This window comes from Oceanobacillus limi, from assembly GCF_900111445.1.
Taxonomy (GTDB): domain Bacteria; phylum Bacillota; class Bacilli; order Bacillales; family Amphibacillaceae; genus Ornithinibacillus; species Ornithinibacillus limi.
This window is the reverse complement of record NZ_FOHE01000002.1, coordinates 200,698-220,024: the sequence shown is the minus strand read 5'-3', so window position 1 is coordinate 220,024 and position 19,327 is coordinate 200,698. Positions and strand designations below refer to the sequence as shown.

The window sequence follows — 19,327 nt, the reverse complement described above, 5'->3', positions numbered from 1 at the left end:
ACCTTTGTAAAAAATAATAGAGAAATTCTAGATGGGAGGTGGGAATGTGATGGATAAATATGTGGTAGTAGATTTGGAAACAACTGGAAATATTACACATAGTGATCAGATCATTGAAGTAGGAATTGTAGTAATTGAAGACAATGAAATTACGGATGAATTCTCTACCTTACTACAGCCAGGTAAATCAATCCCACCATTTGTTTCTAATTTAACAGGAATAACAGACCAGGATGTCGCATTTGCACCCAAATTTGCCGAAATTGCGCCTGACATAGTTGATATTTTTAAAGAAAGCTATTTAATTGCGCATAACGTACCGTTTGATTTAGGGTTTCTTAATTCAGAGTTAGAATCAGTGGAGCTCCAACGTCTCACAAACCCTGTAATCGATACGGTTGAGTTGACTAGGATTATGTATCCGCAGGCTCCGGGTTACAAATTGAGTCAATTAGCAGAGTATTTACATATAAAGCATAAGGATCCTCACCGAGCACTATCTGATGCTTACGTTACTGCAAAGCTCTTTTTAAAGCTTTTAGAAAAGCTCAAATCGTTGCCAGCTAAGACCATTGCACATTTGCTACGGCTAGAGAAAGGGCTTAAATCAGATCTTTACCATTTACTTCATGATCAGCAGGAACGGCTTGAAAAATCAATTTCGAATGAAAGACGATATGCTTCCTACAGAGGTGTTGCATATAAATCCCAAGTTGAAGAGCAGTCCTCAAATCATGTTCCTGGTTTAAAGTTTGGAGAATTTTTGGACAGGATATATGAGGAAAACGGAACAATGAGTCGAGGAATAGTAAACTATGAGGAACGAACTGGTCAGCGTGAGATGTCGGAGTATATCTATGATGCTTTTCGAATGAATAATCATGCATTGATTGAAGCAGAAACTGGAACAGGCAAAACGGTAGCTTATCTTTTACCTGCTGTATATGAAGCAGTTAATCATAATCGTCGTATCGTGGTAAGTACGTATACTACCCAATTACAGAGCCAGATTTTAGAAGAAGAAATTCCGTTAGTTGAAAAGCTCATTCCCTTTTCCATAAATGTTGCTTTAATTAAGGGGAAGAACCATTATCTTGATTTGGAGAAGTTTGCTAAAGAATTAGACGTAAGTCAATCCGATAATTATGATATAACATTGACAAAAGCTATGATCCTTGTGTGGTTGACAGAAACTGATACTGGTGACATTGATGAATTACTTTTGCCATCAAGTGGTTACTTGTTTTATCAAAAAGTAGCTACGGATTCAGAGAGTGATCAGAGATCAGAGTCTAGAAAAGAAAATTCTTTTTACTACCAAGCTCGTAGAAGAGCAGAAGAAGCAGATCTTGTCATTACTAATCACGCGTTACTGTGCACGGATATATTTTCAGGAGAGAATATACTCCCAGAATATGACCGAATCATTGTTGATGAAGCCCATCACCTTGAAGACTCAGCATCACGTTTTTATGGAATGAAGCTAGACTATGTTACCTTCCAACATACATTGAATCATATTGGATCCACTAATAGTGCAAAAGCTTTTGATGTAATTTTAGAAGAAGAAAATGCTCCTAGAAATTCATGGATAGAAAACCTATCCAAAACAAAATATGAAGTAGATGAACTATTTCGTACATTATATCAATTTGTTTGGAAAGAACATCATAATCGATTTGCAAGAAGTGATACGGGTAGGATCCAATTTCCATTGGTAAGAGAAAATCTTCAAGGAGAACAGTGGAAGGTAATTATTGAGATGGCAAAACGGGTGATTTTCTTCTTAGGAGAATTAAATCACTTATTAGTTATGGTTAAAAATAAAAGGACAGTTGCAGATGTAGAAATAAGGAATAGTATCGATAAAGTAAATGATCTGAAAGAAAAGCTTAATCATTTGTTTGTTAATGACAATAAAGATACTTTTGTGAACTGGATCGAAATTGAAGCTTTTGGAGCTAAAAATGCTGTCTACTTATACAGTGAACCAAGAGATATATCCAATACTATGACCGAGCTGTTCTTTCAAAAGAAAAATAGTGTGATTCTAACTAGTGCTACGTTAACAATGAAAAATTCTTTTTCTTTTATCCAAAAAAGACTAGGCGTACCTAATGAAGTAGTAAAAAAACGGATTCAATCTCCTTTTTCCTACCAGAATCAGGTTAGATTGATGGTTCCGAATGATTTTCCTAATATTAAATCAGGAAATATTGATGGTTTTTTATATGCTACTTGTGAAACCATTCTTTCATTGGCAGAAATCACTAGTGGTAGAATGATGATACTATTTACTTCGTATGATATGTTAAAGCGAGCCCATGAACTTATTAAAGAGATGAGGGAAATGGATAATTATATACTGATTGCACAGGGGATAACAAGTGGAAGTAGGACAAGGCTAAAGAAAAATTTTCAGTCCTTTGAAAAAGCTATACTGTTAGGTACTAGTTCATTTTGGGAAGGCGTAGATATTCCAGGTGATGATCTGTCCTGTTTAGTGATTGTGCGCTTGCCTTTCCAACCACCAAACCACCCAATATTTGAAGCAAAATCAACATATTTAAGAGCACAAAATCGAAATCCTTTCTATGAACTCGCACTTCCAAATGCTGTACTTCGTTTTAAGCAAGGTTTTGGAAGATTAATTCGGTCTTCAACAGACCGTGGAATTGTATTTGTTTGTGATGCACGTTTGATAAATTCTAGTTATGGAAAATACTTTACGGATTCCATTCCAAATGTTCCGATATCATTTAATTCAACTGCTGCTTTAATGGACCAAGCCAGAGATTGGTTTTAAACAAAAGCGCAAGCGCCTTAGGTAGAGATGTACGGAGTGGGACTGTGCGAATTTCTCGCCCCACCGAAAATCTTTTGCACCAGGCCGTGTTGCTGTATGTTAGCTTAACAAAGCCAAATTTTTTATACTTACTTACCTATAAAAAAAATACTGATGCAGATCGTGCATCAGTATTGTAAAATGGTATGGTATGGGTTAGAGTATTTGTTGATTTAAAGTTAAGAAGGCCAAATACGAATTTTTTAAAAACATAGCATGTATTTCCTCTTAATTAATTCAACGTACAATTAGTATGAGCGAAGATAATGAATATATGAGTAGCAAAAATTGATAACAAAAACAACATTTTTACTGGAGGGTAAAAAATGGTCCGGATTTTTTATACTTACTATGAAAAGCTCCAACGAAAATCAAAAAAAGATAATACTTGTTTGGTAAGATTATGAGCAGTAGATACGGTTATCAAGAAAATGATCGATCAAGTTGGTTGAAGTGGAGCTTATTATGCGTAATAATAATTATTATTTCTGCAGTTATATTTAGCGTTTTTGTCTATCAAGGTACCTTGAAAAACAAAACAGAGGGCTATGATGAAACGGAAAAAAGGGTGTTAGAGGATACAGACATGGTTGAAATTCATGATGTAACTCGATTTCATGGAGAAGAATATTTTCATGTAGTTACAGGGGTAACCAAGGATAAGGAAGAATTACTAATTTTTGTCCCTGTTTTAGAAGATGCACAACGAAATGAAGAGGAATATGTCATTCTTGATAAAAATGAAGTGATGGATAAAAGTAAAGTAAAATCGGAATTGGAACAAACGTGTCCAGATTGTAAACTAATTAATATAAGTCCAGGCATAATTAACAATAACCCGTTATGGGAGCTAACTTATATGGATCATTCTAATCGTTATGTAATTGATTATGTATCCATTTACGATGGATCCCAATACGAACGACTTCGCTTGAGGGAAATTTACAATTAGAAAGGTAGATAATGATGAATATATCAAACAGAGTGAAAACATTAACACCTTCGACCACATTAGCCATTACTGCAAAAGCAAAAGCATTAAAAGAAGAAGGATTTGACGTTATTGGTTTAGGTGCTGGGGAGCCCGATTTTAATACTCCAGAATACATAATCGGTGCTGCAAAAGATGCAATGGATCAAGGATTAACTAAATATACTGCTGCTGGAGGAATCTTAGAACTTAAACAAGCGATACGTAATAAGTTTTTACAAGATAACCAACTAGAATATGGCGCCAATGAAATTATCGTTACAAGTGGAGCAAAACATGCACTTTATACATTATTTCAGGTTATACTTAATGAAGCTGACGAAGTAATTGTTCCTTCTCCGTATTGGGTAAGTTATCCTGAACAGGTAAAGCTAGCTGGCGGAAAGCCAGTGATTGTTGATGCATTAGAAGAAAATAGCTTTAAACTAACACCAGATCAATTAGAAGCTTCAATAAATAATAAAACAAAAGCGCTAATTATCAATTCTCCAAGTAACCCAACAGGTATGATGTATAATGAAAAAGAACTTAGACAGTTAGGTGAAATTTGTTTAAAGCATGATTTGCTAATTATTTCTGATGAAATATATGAAAAGTTAATCTATACAGATGATCAACATATATCAATTGCACAACTCTCGCCAGAACTTAAGAAGCAGACGATTGTTATAAATGGCGTATCCAAATCACACGCTATGACTGGTTGGCGTATGGGATATGCAGCAGGACCGGAGAAGATTATTAAAGCGATGACTAATTTAGCGTCACATTCTACATCTAACCCAACTTCAATAACACAATATGCTGCACTAGCTGCATATCAAGGGGAAGTAGATCCAACAATTGAAATGAGAAAAGTATTTGCAGAAAGATTAAATACATTATATGATTTATTAGAAGAGATTCCAGGTGTTCAATGTATTAAACCAAAGGGTGCTTTTTATCTATTCCCGAATGTAACGAAAGCTGTGAAGAATAATGGCTTTGAAACGGTGGACGAATGGGTAGCAGCGTTATTAGAAGAAGAAAAAGTGGCAGTAGTTCCAGGATCTGGATTTGGTTCACCAAATAATATCCGCCTATCCTATGCTACTTCGGAAAACCAATTAATAGAAGCGGCACACCGTATTAAACAATTTGTTATAAAACACCAGTCATAAGTATAATCAATTAGGATTTTTGGAGGTAATGTTTTTGAAAACAACGATAGCAAACGTATCAGAATTTGAAGGAAAAACGGTTACAATAGGCGCGTGGCTAGCAAATAAACGCTCTAGTGGTAAAATTGCATTTTTACAACTTCGTGATGGAACAGGTTTTATGCAAGGTGTTGTTGTGAAAAATGATGTTGAAGAGGATGTTTTTAATCTTGCTAAGAATATCACACAGGAATCATCCATGTACATAACTGGTACCATTGTTGAAGATACAAGATCACCTTTAGGATACGAAATGCAAGTTCAAGAGATTGAACTTATCCATGAGGCGGTTGACTATCCCATTACACCAAAGGAGCATGGTACAGAATTCTTAATGGACCATCGTCACTTGTGGCTACGCTCTAAAAAACAACACGCAGTTATGAAGATTCGTAATGAAATCATTCGTGCTACGTATCAATTTTTTAATGATAATGGTTATGTTAAAGTAGATCCGCCAATCTTAACTGGTTCATCTGCAGAAGGAACGACCGAGCTATTCCATACGAAATACTTTGACGAAGAGGCTTATTTATCTCAAAGTGGACAGCTTTATATGGAGGCTGCAGCAATGGCACTTGGAAAAGTATTTTCATTTGGACCAACATTCCGTGCAGAGAAATCTAAAACAAGGCGACATCTTATTGAGTTTTGGATGATCGAGCCTGAAATGGCTTTTGTAGAGCATGAGGAAAGCCTAGAGGTACAAGAACAATATGTAAGTTTTATTGTTCAGTCTGTATTGCAGAACTGTAAATTAGAACTTGAAACATTAGGTAGAGATACAAGTAAATTAGAAAATATCAAAGCACCTTTTCCTAGAATTTCGTATGACGATGCGATAGAGTTACTAAAAGAAAAAGGTTTCACTGATATTGAATGGGGAGAGGACTTTGGAGCCCCACATGAAACGGCTATTGCTGAGAGTTTTGATAAGCCAGTATTTATTACGAACTACCCTGCGGAAATTAAAGCATTTTATATGCAACCACATCCAGAAAGACCAGAGGTTGTACTATGTGCAGATTTAATAGCTCCGGAAGGTTATGGAGAAATTATTGGTGGTTCTGAACGGATTAATGATTTAGAATTGATGAAGAAACGCTATGAACAACATGAGTTAACGGGAGAGGCATATAATTGGTATCTTGAATTGAGAAAATATGGTAGTGTACCACACTCAGGTTTTGGTCTTGGATTGGAAAGAACAGTTGCATGGCTATCAGGTGTTGACCATGTCCGGGAAACAATTCCATTCCCACGCTTATTAAACCGTTTATATCCATAAGTGGATAGAACAAAAGCGAAAGCGTCGTAAGTAGAAACGTACGGACTGGGACTGCGATACTCGTCCAGCAGAAAACCATGCCAGGTGGTTCCATGATGCCACGTCCTTGAAAAAACAAATTTTCTGTGTGCGATGTTTCACTCGGAAGTTTTCCTTATCCTTTGGTGCCATCGACACTAGGACTTCCTGTAAGTCGAAGCTGGACGTGGCCGTTGCTGTGTGTTAGCATAACAAAGCCAATATTTTTATACTTTCTTATCTCACGATAAAATCCCTTGCACCTCATGATGCAAGGGATTTTATGTATGCTATACTATGAAGGAGGTGCTTATTCAATGTCGAAATCTATCCCAATTCAACAAATAATCAAAGACCAATTTCCCATACCAGAAACGTTATTTACCTCTTATACTAAGTTTGGTCTCAATGAAATAGAACTAATGGTAATTGTTCATATTTATCGATTTTTATATCAAAATAATTATTTTCCGACACCAAGTGAATTAGCAGCTAATATGACAATCGAAGAAAAGGATTGTGCTAAAATACTGCGAAAATTATTCCAAAAAAATCTGTTAACTATTGAACAAGAACAGAATGAGAATAAACAATTAAGTGAAGTATATTCACTCGATCCACTGTGGGAAAAACTGTATAATGAAGATCAGATTCATACCAAAGAGGACGAGCAGTTGGAAGGAACACTTTTTATCTTGTTCGAACAAGAGTTTGGTCGTCCATTATCCCCATTTGAAATAGAAACAATCAATACTTGGCTGGATGAGGATGAAATATCACCTTCGCTAATAAAAGCAGGCTTAAGGGAATCTGTATTAATGGGCAAGCTAAACTTTAAGTATATCGATCGGATTCTTAGGGAATGGAAACGTAAAGGAATCCATACGGTTGACCAAGCTCGAGAGGCTAGTAAAAATTTTCACAATCAACAAATGAATAAAGGAAAACAGGAACCAAAAAAAGAAAGAGATACTTCATTTTATTACAATTGGTTAGAGGGGGATGATTAGTGTGCTTACAAAGAAAGACATACGTTTTTGTTTGGATGAAATGGAAAAAATGTTTCCAAATGCAGATTGTGAATTAAATCATTCCAATCCTTTCGAACTCGTAATTGCTGTACTCTTGTCTGCTCAATGTACAGATGTATTGGTAAATAAAGTTACTAAGAGTCTGTTTCAAAAATATAAAACACCAAGTGATTACTTAGCTGTTTCATTAGAAGAACTACAAGAAGATGTACGTTCGATCGGATTATATCGAAACAAAGCAAAGAACATACAAAAACTTTGTCGTGTACTAATTGATGAGTATGACGGAGAAGTACCGAATACGAAAGATGAGTTGGAAAAATTAGCAGGGGTGGGACGAAAAACAGCTAATGTAGTTGCTTCTGTTGCCTTTGGGGAACCTGCTATAGCTGTTGATACCCATGTAGAACGTGTTTCGAAGCGGTTGGGAATTTGCCGATGGAAGGATTCTGTATTAGAAGTAGAAAACACCTTGATGAAGAAAGTTCCTAAAAACGAGTGGAGTGTAACCCACCATAGAATGATATTCTTTGGACGTTATCACTGTAAAGCAAAGAATCCAAATTGCTCTGATTGCCCTTTATTAGCAGTATGTAGAGAAGGTCAAAAACGAATGAAAAAGGTAAAGATTAGTTAGAATGTATAAATAAAGAGCGGATATTCTTTGTGGAATATCCGCTCTTTGTTTATTCTTCATCTACATTTTCATCGTCATCTTCGCCACCATTATCTCCTTCCCCCTCACCAGGGGCTTCTTCTGCTGCGGGAACTTCAACCGTAACACTTGTTGATTCTCCTGAAGTTCCTTGGTTCGCTCCATTTGTACCAATTGGAGTGATGGTGAGGGTATAGGTGGTTCCCGGTTCCACGCCAGTTATCTCGATTCCTGTGTTTTGCACCGTTTGTGATTGATTATTTGGTTCAACATATACTTCAAAATTGGCTGGTGGTCCGTTATAACTCCAAGTAACATCGATCATGTTCGATTCTGTGACATAAGATGCCTGGAGGTTGGCAACCGGAGGAATATTTCCGTCTTCAGGATCTTCTTCCTCTCTCATCACAGAAACGCTTGTTGTTCTTGGCTCACTTACGTTTGAATCGTTGTTGTTGCTTATTGCGATTACTTGGATTGTATATTCCTCTGCATCATCTAACTCTGATAGTTCTATAAATCTTTCTTCTGTCGTAGTAAGGCTCTGCATATCTCCACCATCAGAGCTCATACTAACCTCAAAGGAAACATCATCATCGGATTCATAACCCCATTCAACATGTATTGAATCTGTCTCTTCATTATATTCAGCCTGCAAATCTGTAACAGGATCTGGTTGATCAAATTTCTCGGAAGTTTCCTTTGGCTCTGTACCTTTAACAAATAATTCCTTTACAATTTGAGCGCTAGGTGTGTATTCACTTGGTAAAGCTGCTGGATTTGAGCCTTTTTCAACTGCTACTTCAACAACAGAGTCTGGCTTTTCAAAGTCAGGTGTGTCAATATCTTTGCTAATCTCACTCATTGTGTGTCGGAATAGTTGCTGGGCAAAAGATCGATCACCTTCAATAGGCTTGTTATCTGGGTAACCGGTCCAAACAGTAATAGTATAGTTTGTCGTGTAACCACTAAACCAAGAATCTTTAGCTTTTCCTTCTTGTGTGGTTGAAGTACCAGTTTTACCTGCAACAGGTAACCCTTCTACATTTGCTCTTGTACCTCCGCCCTCGGTTACTACCGATTTAAGCATATCGGTTATCATATATGCTGTGAAATCAGACATAACAACTTCAGGTTCTGATTTGAATTCAACTGTTTGATCATCTGGATATACGATCTTCGTTACTGCATATGGTTCGTTATAAATTCCTTCATTTGCAAACGGACGATATGCTCCTGCTAATTGGAGAGGGGACACCTCGGTACTTGTTCCACCAATTGCTTCGCCAATTTGTCTCGTAGTTAATTCGATTCCTAGTCCTTCAGCAAATGGAGTTGCTACGTCAAATCCAGTTTCTTCTAATGTCTTCAGAGCAGGTATGTTATAAGAATGTGCAATTGCAGTTCTCATCGAAACCCAACCATGGAATTGATTATCATAGTTGTTTACTGCATCATCACCAATTTCGTAAGGTTTATCATCATGGATTTGATGATATGTCGATAGTTTGTTTTGTTCAATGGCTGGACCATAAACAACAATAGGTTTTATCGTTGAACCTGGTTGACGACTACCTTGGATTGCGTAATTAAAACCTTTATTCCCTTCATTGTTACGGCTGCCACCTATTGCTCGAATTGCACCACTCTTCGTATCTAAAACTACTAGTCCTGCTTGAAATTCATCATCAGGGTATTTTATAGGATTTTCTTCACTATCTGTAAGTAAGAAATCAACATATTCTTGTGCCTCTGTATCTAAGGTAGTGTGTATTTCTAATCCATCTGTATAAATATTGACTCCGTCTAGTTTCTCTTCTACTTCTTTTTCAACCTGTTGGATAAAAGCATCGTATGCATTTGTATCAGGGGTTTCCTCCACAAGTAGGGAAGGAATATCAACCTCTAATGCTTCATCGGCTTCTTCTTGGGATATCTTATCATGTCTAACCATCAACTTGAGAACTGTTTCCATTCGGTACTTTGTTAAATCAGGATTTTGGAACGGGTTATACGCTGTTGGTCGTTGAGGTAACCCAGCTAAAATCGCTGCTTCTGGTAAAGTTAATTCATGTAGGTCTGTCTTGCCAAAGTATGTTTTAGCAGCTTGTGCAACACCGAACGACCGGCTACCATAGAATATCCGATTTAAATACATTTCAAGTATCTCTTCTTTGGAATATTCTCGCTCGAGTTGAAGAGACATCCATTGCTCTTGAACTTTTAACTTTATCTTTTTTTCAGGGCTAAGAAAGGATTGTTCGACAACTTGCTGTGTAATGGTACTTGCCCCTTCTGATCCAAAGCCGTTTCGTAAATTCCCAACCACAGCTCCACCAATACGTCTAAGATCAATGCCTGAATGCTCAAAGAAACGAGCATCTTCTGTTGCGGTTACTGCGTCAATAAGAACTTGAGGTAGATCATCATATTTTATTTTCGTTCGTTTTTCTTCACCGGCTAAATCCCCAATTACCTCACCATTTTTATCATAAACAATGGAAGATGATGGAACATCTAATTTGGATGCATCAATTTTTGGTGCAGTGGCAATATAATAGGTGAATAGACCTGCAACACCAATTCCAATAACTAAAAAGAATATAAATACGGATAAAAGGATTTTTTTCCATATTGGTTTTTTCTTTGCTTTTTTCTGTTTTCTACGTGCAGTACGAGTTTGGCTGTTTTGTGCCATCGCTCACTACCTCCATTCTAAAAGTAGAGCGTATCTACTATTGATAAATAGTCGACTCTTACTTGATACTGAAATGGGATTAACTTCCCATCTTGTGTGATTTTTTCGTATGGTATAGATTTTCTACCATCTTCTAGCATTTCATACCAGTAGGGAAATAAGTTTTCTCCTGGAAATAAATAGGTTTCATTATAAGAAGAAAAACGAATGATAAAAAAACTTATGCCACCATGTTTAATAATCGATTGCATATGTTTTATTTGGTGTTCATGGATATTTGATAATGGAAATAACGTTTTATTTTTCGTTTCCTTCGCTTCAAAGTCAATGTAATGATTTCGATAAATGCCATTATAGTCCGTAGTTGAAGCTTGTTTAAAATAAGCTTCTGTAATTACTGCGGCACTTCGTTTTGGATATTTTACATTGACAATTTGGACCGGTGTTGGTTTCTTATGAATTACTGCTTTGTCCGTTTCAAGATAATACGTGTTCGTTACATTAATGTCTGCTTCTAATGACATTCCACGATTACTATATCCTTGATTATTTGTTTGTGAGGTGACTTGCTTCACCTTTCTCTTCTTTCCGTTTGGATAATTCATGCTTTGTCCTCCTAATACGTGCAGTTAATATACCATAACACCTACACCGTAAAGCTCGTATTAAGCATCTGAAAGTAGGTATATATAATGGCTCTCGAATGGAGTAAACAGGACTACATATATTATATAACAAAAATGACAAAGAAGCATAATCTAGACAACATTTCACGTACAATTGCCTATCAAAGATTTTACTTACAGTTCCCAGAGATTAAATGGGCTTTGGTTGCAAGCCTCGTCTCACGAAACGCAGGATGGAACATGACAGATTTACTCATACCTACATACAGGGAATTGCTTGAACCAAAAGATAGAGAACGTCTATTTATGACATATGAAAGAGCAAATTGGTTAATATTTTCGGATGCTTATCCTCAGCTTTTACTTTACAAACTATCTGTTAAGCTTCAACATCCACTATTTCATTTGCTAAAACATTATAATGTGTCTACGTTTATGATTAACGAGTGGTTTCATTTTTGGAAAACCAAAGATTGCCAACGTCTAATGATTGCTTTAATAATTAATGAGCAAAATGTGATTCAAAAACCGGTTATCGAGCAATCATTCTTTAAGAAACGTGTATTTCGAAGTCCACCTTATTTATTACAAAACCTATTATCAATGAACGCTGTATTAATACCAACTAAATCTAATAAAATTTTTGGACATTTTGTGAAGGACTTTACAAGAACCTCCAATCGAATTCGTTTAGGTAAACAAATTGCATCTATTCTCTATTCATCAGGCGTTTATCCGAAATATATGTCGTTTGCGTTAGCAGTCGATCATACAGGTTCTAGGAATGATTATGAGCGATATTTAATGCAGCCTTCTTCCGGCAACCCTTATTTAAGAAAGGTCTATCCAGTGATCACACATCAAGATATTATTCGAAAAGACTGGTTAAATTCTGGGGGTATTTCAAAAGCATGGCAGACCCCTATATCCTGTAAGCCAAAGGACATAAGTAGTCGATTTTATAAAAAACGAAGCTTACTTGCAGCGTATTATCATATGAAATGGTTTATTAAATTATAAAAAAAGGATTTGCAGTGACGCAAATCCTTTTTCACTTACTATTAAGTTGATGGACGATTAGGGCCATTCAGCTTTTTATTTCCTTTCTTTAGGGACTTTCCATTTAATTCTTCTTTCATTTTATTTTTCTGCAATTCCTTATTCTTCATGATTTAAACCTCCTCCTTTACGATTAGTTTGTCTTATTTTAGAGAAATAATGAGCATAATCACTTGTTTTGTTTGAATGATTCTAGTTTTGTCGAACAAGAAGGGAAGGAATAAAGAATATCGAATTACTATATATCACCAGTAAAAAAGGAGTGAGGATATGGGATTAGCCAAAACGATAAATGATAGTAACGGTATTCCAAAAAAAGAATTTGAAACTTCATTACTATACTTGAATAATCAAATTAGGATTATTGAGCAAAAACTCTCCTTAAAAGTGGATCATAAAATTGAAACCGAATTTAGTAAATGCCAGCATAAAATAAATGTTTCTAAAGAAACCTTCAATCGAATTTAAGTATAAAGAAGTTAACAATACTTTCCTCTCAATATGAAATTCAAGCTGAATCACTTATCATGAAATTAAAATCTGTGCCTTATTCATCGGAAAATGATACAGTTAGAGGGAATAATGAAAAAGGCAGGTTTACGAAATGAATTTAGCCAATCGCACACAAAAACTGAAAGATGAATTAGATCGTTTAAAGAGAATTTATGAGAAGAATGAACCACCAGAAAATAGAAGTGATAAAGTATTTTTTTCAAAAGTAAAGGAAAATACGACACCTATATATGATTCGTTAGGGATTTGGGAGGAACAAGCGTTAGCGATTGTAAAAGAGAAAAAAATCAATGTACATCCACATCAGATTACTTCGACCAGAGAAAATATGGAATTATTATTAATGCATAGCTATTATGTTGATGTACGAAGAAAACGATATATGGAATTAAATAAATCTGTTCATTATATTTTTGATCAACTTCTACATGAGATTTCCTAATAAAATTTGGTGCATGTAATCGCTTTACAAGTTAACCGTTTTTGTATATAATGACATTCCACAATAGGAAAGGGGACATGGGGATGTCTACGAATACATTAATAGATGAAGCAAAAAAAATACGCGATAAGGCATATGTTCCATACTCAAAATTCCCAGTTGGAGCAGCATTACTTACGAAGTCCGGTAAAGTGTATACCGGTTGTAATATAGAGAATGCAGCATATCCAGTTACATGTTGTGCAGAACGTGTAGCAATCTTTAAAGCCATTGCAGACGGGGAAAAAGAATTTGTTGAAATGGCAGTGATTGCAGATACAGAGAGACCGGTACCACCCTGTGGTTCATGTAGACAAGTAATGAGTGAATTTTTCCGTAGCGATATGATCATTCATTTAACGAATCTTACAAAAGATGTAAAATCAATAAAAATGGAAGAATTATTGCCATTCTCTTTTCAACCAACTGATTTGCAATAATTAAATTTTATAAGAATGAGAAGCTGATTTTCAGCTTCTCATTTTTTTGGTATAATAATTAGCAGATAATGTACATAAAGTATAATAATATCACTATGCATAAAAAATGGACAACACGTGTAGATTTAATATATCAAATATGAGGTGAAATAATTATGAACCCGAACCGTATTCAATTAACAGGTAAGGATATTTTAGAAAAAGATTTTAAAACGGCGATGAGAGGCTATAACCAAGAAGAAGTAGATGAATTTTTAGATGTCATTATTCAAGATTATGAGGCTCTACAGCAAGAGATAGAAAGTTTAAAACAAGAGAATGAGCGTCTTAAGAAACATACCGATCAAACAAGAACGAGATCTTCTAATTCCAACCATCAAGTAAACTACGATATTTTAAAACGGTTATCGAATTTAGAAAAAGCTGTATTTGGTAACAAGTATGCAAATGCCGAATCTTAATCTTACTTATTTTACCAATGACTTTTTTGACGTCATATGATAATATAATACTTAGACAGTGATTGAATACTCATGTAATCGCTGCTTGTTTTAATGCGAGCAGAGGAAAGTCCATGCTCACACAAACTGAGATGTTTGTAGTGTTCGTGCTTGACGAAATCATAAGTCAAGGTAACCTTTATGGTTAACGGCAGGGGAAGTTCCTAAGTCCTTCTGGATATGGAATAAGATCCTTGAAAGTGCCACAGTGACGTAGCCGAAGTGGAAACACTTTGGGTGGAACGAGGTAAACCCCACGAGTGAGCAACCCAAATAATGGTAGGGGCATCTTTTAGTAGGGAATTCAACCGAACAAAGGACAAGTATAACTTGTAGATAGATGATTACAACCAATGGTACAAGGTTGACCACCGTTTGTAGTACTAAGGTACAGAACATGGCTTATCGAGTATTCAATGGTCCATACGTAAAATAGGTAAAACCTTTTCACTAGCTTTTTAGGTAGTGGAAAGGTTTTTTTTACGTCTATATGGTAAACTACTAATAGTACCATCATGTTAAGAAAGGATTATGTTATGGCACAAAAAATCACATTAATTGCAACAGCTGCAATGGGGTTGGAAGCAGTAGTTGCAGATGAAGTCAGAAACCTAGGATATGAAGTGAAAGTAGATAATGGAAAAGTAATCTTTGATGCACCTTTATCAGCCATCCCACGTTGTAATTTATGGCTACGTACGGCAGACAGAGTGAAGATACTAATTGGAGAGTTTAAAGCAACTACTTTTGATGAACTTTTTGAAGGTACAAAATCATTACCGTGGGAACATTATATGGAAGAAGATGGGAAATTTCCTGTTTCAGGTAAATCCGTAAAGTCCACCTTATATAGTGTTCCTGATTGTCAAGCAATTGTAAAAAAAGCGATCGTGGAGCGATTAAAATTAAAATATGGTGTTGTTTCAAAGATGCCAGAAACTGGCGCTTTATATAAAGTGGAAGTATCCTTGTTAAAGGATGTTGTTCAACTAACGTTAGATACATCTGGAGCAGGCTTACATAAACGAGGATACCGTGTTGGACAAGGAGATGCACCATTAAAAGAAACACTAGCGGCTGCATTGCTATTACTTACTAATTGGAAGCCGACCTATACGCTAATCGATCCATTCTGCGGTTCGGGTACAATTGCTATTGAAGCAGCTCTAATTGGGCAAAATATTGCTCCTGGATTTAATCGCGAATTTAATTCCGAAGAGTGGGGATTGATCAGACAAAAGCTATGGGATGATGCTTTTCAAGAAGCAGAAGATCATGCAAATTATGATCAAGCTCTCGATATCATTGGATCTGATATTGATCATAAAATGATTAGTATTGCCACAGAGAACAGTAAAGAGGCCGGATTAGGAGAGTTAATTACTTGGAAGCAGATGCAAGTAAAAGATCTTTCTCCTAGATCAAATAATGGATACGTTGTTTCAAATCCTCCTTATGGACAAAGGATCGGGGATAAGAAAGAAGTTATGCAAATGTATCAAGATTTGGGGGAAATAATGCAAGATAACCCTTCGTGGAGTGTATATATTTTGACTGCATTTGAAGAGTTTGAAAAACTCTATGGGAAGAAAGCAACAAAGAAACGAAAATTGTTTAATGGATTTATCAAAACAGATTATTATCAGTACTTTGGAGAAAAGGTAGAGGAGGAGTAGAATTGAGTAATACAAAAGAAAACCAATTATGGGATCTCCTTAAGGAGCAGAGCGCATATAAGGAAGCAATCGCGTTAACACACTGGGATATGCGTACAAAAATTCCTAAAAAAGGAGTAGAACAGCGTTCAGAGGTTGTAGGGTTTCTTGCAGAAAAATTACACCAACTAGAGACTTCAGATAAATTAAAGGAATTATTAGATGAACTAAAGGATACCGTAACTGATGATGTAATGAAACGGACGATAGAAGAAAGTTTAGAAACGTATGAACGGAGCCGTAAAATTCCAAATGATGAATTCAAAGAATATGTGATGCTTCAATCCAAATCGGAATCTATTTGGCAAGAAGCGAGGGAAAAGGCCGATTTTTCATTATTCCAGCCTTATTTAGAGAAGTTAGTGGATTATAATAAGAAATTTGCGAACTACTGGGGTTATAAAGAAAATATTTATGATGCATTATTACATAACTATGAACCAGGAGTAACAACAAAAACATTAGATGACGTCTTTCCAAAACTAAGAAAGTCTTTAACTGATTTACTTGATAAGATAAATAGCAGCAATGTAGAGCCAGATCCTTCTGCGTTAAAAGCATCTTTTCCAAAATCCCAACAAGAAGCTTTTAGTGTAGAAATTTTAAAGCGAATGGGTTATGACTTTGAAGCAGGTCGATTAGATGACACGATCCATCCATTTGCTATATCACTCAATCCAAATGATGTACGTATTACAACTAGATATGATGAAGAAGATTTCCGTATGGCAGTTTTTGGAACCATCCATGAGGGTGGGCATGCATTATACGAGCAGAACATTGATAAGAAGTTAACGAATACCCCATTAGCAACCGGTACATCTATGGGAATCCACGAGTCCCAATCTTTATTTTGGGAAAATTTCTTAGGAAGAAATGAAACTTTTTGGCAATCTCATTATGAATTGTTCAAAAAATATGCACCAGAACATTTTGAGTCTGTTGATGTGGATACCTTTTATAAAGCCGTGAACGAAGTGAAACCTTCTTTCATACGGATTGAAGCAGATGAATTAACGTATCCGCTTCATATCATGATACGTTATGAACTGGAGAAAGCATTAATTAATGATGAAATACAAGTAAAGGATCTCCCTCATTTATGGAATGAGAAAATGGTGGAGTATTTAGGTATTGAACCACCTAGTGATAGAGAAGGTGTGCTACAGGATATTCACTGGGCAGGTGGCGATTTTGGATATTTCCCATCTTATGCCTTGGGATATATGTATGCAGCTCAATTCAAGGGTGTAATGGATAAAGAAATGAATATAAACCAAATTATCCAATCTGGAAACTATGATTCGATTAGAAATTGGTTGACGGAGAATATACACCAATATGGAAAAATGAAACGTCCGTTAGAAATTATTGAAGATGTTACAAAAGAACAGTTAAATCCCGATTACTTGGTAGACTATTTAACAGAGAAATATTCGGGTATTTATAAGTTTTAATAATTAGAAGGAACTTGAAAGCTTTATTCAGGTTCCTTTTTCATTAGTTGTTTCTAAATATAAACGTAAATTAAAACACGCAGGAGTAATATGTCATCTATGCGTTAACCTTCTTTGAATTTAATTTCCAGGTGGTCATTCGTAGGGACGTGTTTACGCAATACTGAGGAACCTTTGATGTCGTTATTTCTAGCAATTTTATTTGAACTTATAACATCGTTAGAATTACAGAGCGTAATACACCAGCTGTTAGGTTGGTGAGCTACTTATCATTTAATTCAGTTTATTGTAACAATAATTCCAATAAGGTATTCTGGTTGGATGGCTTTATAAAACGGCATACCCTCCGATGCCTTGCAGCTAATGCAATTATTAATAAGGTATAACCCAAAAAGCAACTAATAAATTCTCAGTTTTGGTGGTGTTAGCGGGTTCGATTGTTGAATAAATAGTAGTTTCTTCATAACTGATGGATCAGATTAATCAAAAGAGGGGAAGAGGAATTGTGGAGGGGAAAACGCTTCTAGATATAATTAGAAAATGGGATGAGTATTGTAGCGAAGAAAATTTTATAGGGATTGGCTCAACAAGAAAAGTATTTAAAGTTTTTGACTATGCAGTGAAAGTACATTTACATTCTGTTGGTTATGAACAATCCAAAAATGAGTTAAACATCTACAACAAGATGTTGGAAAGGGAACTAAATGGGTTGTTTGCTCAGACCTATTACGTAGATGAATTTATCTCTATTCAAAAATACTATAACCCCTTAGAAATGAGGGATAATCAATCATTTGAGATAGAAATGGAGAAGGATAAAAACCTCATCCCAGGTATGTATGAAGAAGTTTTAGATTTATTAGATAAGGAATTTGATTGCTTTGATTTGAAGGACAGTAGTAATTACGGATTGAACGAACAAGGCAAACTAACTTTTATAGATTACGGTATGAGTAAAAGTTTATATGAAAAACAATGGGTACCTTTAGCAGAAACAGGTATTCTTCCACAAATTGACTTTGATTTATGTGGTGTTTGTGGAATTAAAAAAGAACTACGTATGTACGGAGATAAAGATAGTGATAAACGGTGTTATTCGTGTGGTAAGGAATAATATAAAATTCCTTTATTACAATAACGAGTGCGATTATTCAATTAGAACAGTTGATTTTTATGCGAACGTTGCAGGATAGTTGAGTAAGAAATTGGGGTTTAAGGCATAAACATTAGCAGGTTTCAATTGCAAATTATGATTGAAATCGATGAAGGAGTAAGGAATGCGACAGGAGATTTTTATCTCACAATAAAATGAAATTGACTTTTTATGAAGAACCAAATGAAGCAGATATCTGTTTACAGGATTTTTGAATTATTTAATTTTGAGGTGTTGACATTGGATTATATTTGGATAATTATTCCTATTATTATTATCTTTTTGATTGCGGGTAATATGGAGGTGTTTTCAATAAGTAAGAGACAAAAACAATTAGATGAGAAGTTAGAAGAATTACATAAGGATTTGAAGGAAGTTTTAAATAAAATCGATAAAAAATGATACCAACAATAATGACTTAGAAGCAGCTTGGTACACCAAGTTGATTTATTGGTCTCACAAATAAATACTCATCCTTTACTAGCACTATTGGCTGGTAAAATAGCATAGTATTTAGCACAACTAATAACAAGGTATTTAAATTGTCTAACCAATGGAGATGCTAAATCCACCCGAGTACGAATAAAACCTTTTAAAACAATAAAAATAGAGGTGCCAATTCACATGCGAATTGGCACCTCTAATTCATTTACTTTTT

The 19,327-nt window shown here is 35.4% G+C and carries 17 protein-coding genes and 1 other RNA gene; 16 read left to right on the top strand and 2 right to left on the bottom strand.

Annotated elements, in window-relative coordinates:
• The first annotated feature begins 49 nt into the window (after positions 1-49).
• The 6 genes from dinG (at position 50) to nth (ending at position 8,009) form a co-directional block, all read left to right on the top strand.
• Positions 50-2,806, top strand: a complete 2,757-nt coding sequence (gene dinG / locus BMX40_RS03430; protein ID WP_090866867.1) for an ATP-dependent DNA helicase DinG — start codon at positions 50-52, stop codon at positions 2,804-2,806.
• A gap of 442 nt (positions 2,807-3,248) precedes the next feature.
• Positions 3,249-3,797 carry a cell wall elongation regulator TseB-like domain-containing protein gene (locus tag BMX40_RS03425; RefSeq protein WP_090866865.1) on the top strand — a complete coding sequence of 183 codons (549 nt, stop codon included), beginning with the start codon at positions 3,249-3,251 and terminating at the stop codon, positions 3,795-3,797.
• 14 nt (positions 3,798-3,811) lie between these two features.
• Positions 3,812-4,996 (top strand): pyridoxal phosphate-dependent aminotransferase, encoded by a 1,185-nt coding sequence (locus tag BMX40_RS03420; protein WP_090866863.1) that lies wholly within the window; start codon positions 3,812-3,814, stop codon positions 4,994-4,996.
• A 34-nt stretch (positions 4,997-5,030) separates the two neighbouring features.
• Positions 5,031-6,323, top strand: a complete 1,293-nt coding sequence (gene asnS / locus BMX40_RS03415) for an asparagine--tRNA ligase (RefSeq protein WP_090866861.1) — start codon at positions 5,031-5,033, stop codon at positions 6,321-6,323.
• Positions 6,324-6,658: 335 nt separating this feature from the next.
• Positions 6,659-7,351: a DnaD domain-containing protein gene (locus tag BMX40_RS03410; protein WP_090866859.1), complete on the top strand. Its 693-nt coding sequence runs from the start codon at positions 6,659-6,661 to the stop codon at positions 7,349-7,351.
• Between the two features lies 1 nt (position 7,352).
• Positions 7,353-8,009: an endonuclease III gene (nth, locus tag BMX40_RS03405; RefSeq protein ID WP_090866857.1), complete on the top strand. Its 657-nt coding sequence runs from the start codon at positions 7,353-7,355 to the stop codon at positions 8,007-8,009.
• Between the two features lie 49 nt (positions 8,010-8,058).
• On the opposite strand, the gene BMX40_RS03400 is transcribed toward nth, so the two are convergent.
• Both BMX40_RS03400 and recU read right to left on the bottom strand, forming a co-directional pair.
• Complete coding sequence (locus BMX40_RS03400; protein ID WP_090866855.1) at positions 8,059-10,725, bottom strand: PBP1A family penicillin-binding protein; 2,667 nt, start codon at positions 10,723-10,725, stop codon at positions 8,059-8,061.
• Between the two features lie 17 nt (positions 10,726-10,742).
• Positions 10,743-11,330: a Holliday junction resolvase RecU gene (recU, locus tag BMX40_RS03395; protein WP_090866853.1), complete on the bottom strand. Its 588-nt coding sequence runs from the start codon at positions 11,328-11,330 to the stop codon at positions 10,743-10,745.
• Between the two features lie 135 nt (positions 11,331-11,465).
• Here recU and BMX40_RS03390 point away from each other — a divergent pair, with 135 nt between their 5' ends.
• The 10 genes from BMX40_RS03390 to BMX40_RS03345 all read left to right on the top strand — a co-directional run bounded on the left by BMX40_RS03390 (position 11,466) and on the right by BMX40_RS03345 (position 19,071).
• Positions 11,466-12,371, top strand: coding sequence for a DUF2515 family protein (locus BMX40_RS03390; RefSeq protein ID WP_244513331.1), 906 nt, complete (start codon positions 11,466-11,468; stop codon positions 12,369-12,371).
• A 309-nt stretch (positions 12,372-12,680) separates the two neighbouring features.
• Complete coding sequence (locus tag BMX40_RS03385; protein WP_090866849.1) at positions 12,681-12,878, top strand: hypothetical protein; 198 nt, start codon at positions 12,681-12,683, stop codon at positions 12,876-12,878.
• Between the two features lie 136 nt (positions 12,879-13,014).
• A complete protein-coding gene (locus BMX40_RS03380) occupies positions 13,015-13,365 on the top strand; it encodes a DUF1798 family protein (protein WP_090866847.1) in 351 nt (116 codons plus the stop codon).
• A gap of 83 nt (positions 13,366-13,448) precedes the next feature.
• Entirely contained in the window at positions 13,449-13,844 is a 396-nt protein-coding gene (locus BMX40_RS03375) for a cytidine deaminase (protein ID WP_090866845.1), read from the top strand.
• A 155-nt stretch (positions 13,845-13,999) separates the two neighbouring features.
• Positions 14,000-14,305, top strand: coding sequence for a cell division regulator GpsB (gpsB, locus tag BMX40_RS03370; RefSeq protein WP_090866844.1), 306 nt, complete (start codon positions 14,000-14,002; stop codon positions 14,303-14,305).
• A gap of 66 nt (positions 14,306-14,371) precedes the next feature.
• Positions 14,372-14,754, top strand: an RNA gene (gene rnpB / locus BMX40_RS03365) — RNase P RNA component class B.
• A gap of 126 nt (positions 14,755-14,880) precedes the next feature.
• Positions 14,881-16,020 (top strand): THUMP domain-containing class I SAM-dependent RNA methyltransferase, encoded by a 1,140-nt coding sequence (locus tag BMX40_RS03360; RefSeq protein ID WP_090866842.1) that lies wholly within the window; start codon positions 14,881-14,883, stop codon positions 16,018-16,020.
• 2 nt (positions 16,021-16,022) lie between these two features.
• Entirely contained in the window at positions 16,023-17,516 is a 1,494-nt protein-coding gene (locus BMX40_RS03355; RefSeq protein WP_090866840.1) for a carboxypeptidase M32, read from the top strand.
• A gap of 469 nt (positions 17,517-17,985) precedes the next feature.
• Entirely contained in the window at positions 17,986-18,630 is a 645-nt protein-coding gene (locus BMX40_RS03350) for a protein kinase (RefSeq protein WP_170840649.1), read from the top strand.
• Positions 18,631-18,840: 210 nt separating this feature from the next.
• Positions 18,841-19,071, top strand: coding sequence for a hypothetical protein (locus tag BMX40_RS03345; RefSeq protein WP_090866835.1), 231 nt, complete (start codon positions 18,841-18,843; stop codon positions 19,069-19,071).
• The last annotated feature ends 256 nt before the right edge of the window (positions 19,072-19,327 follow it).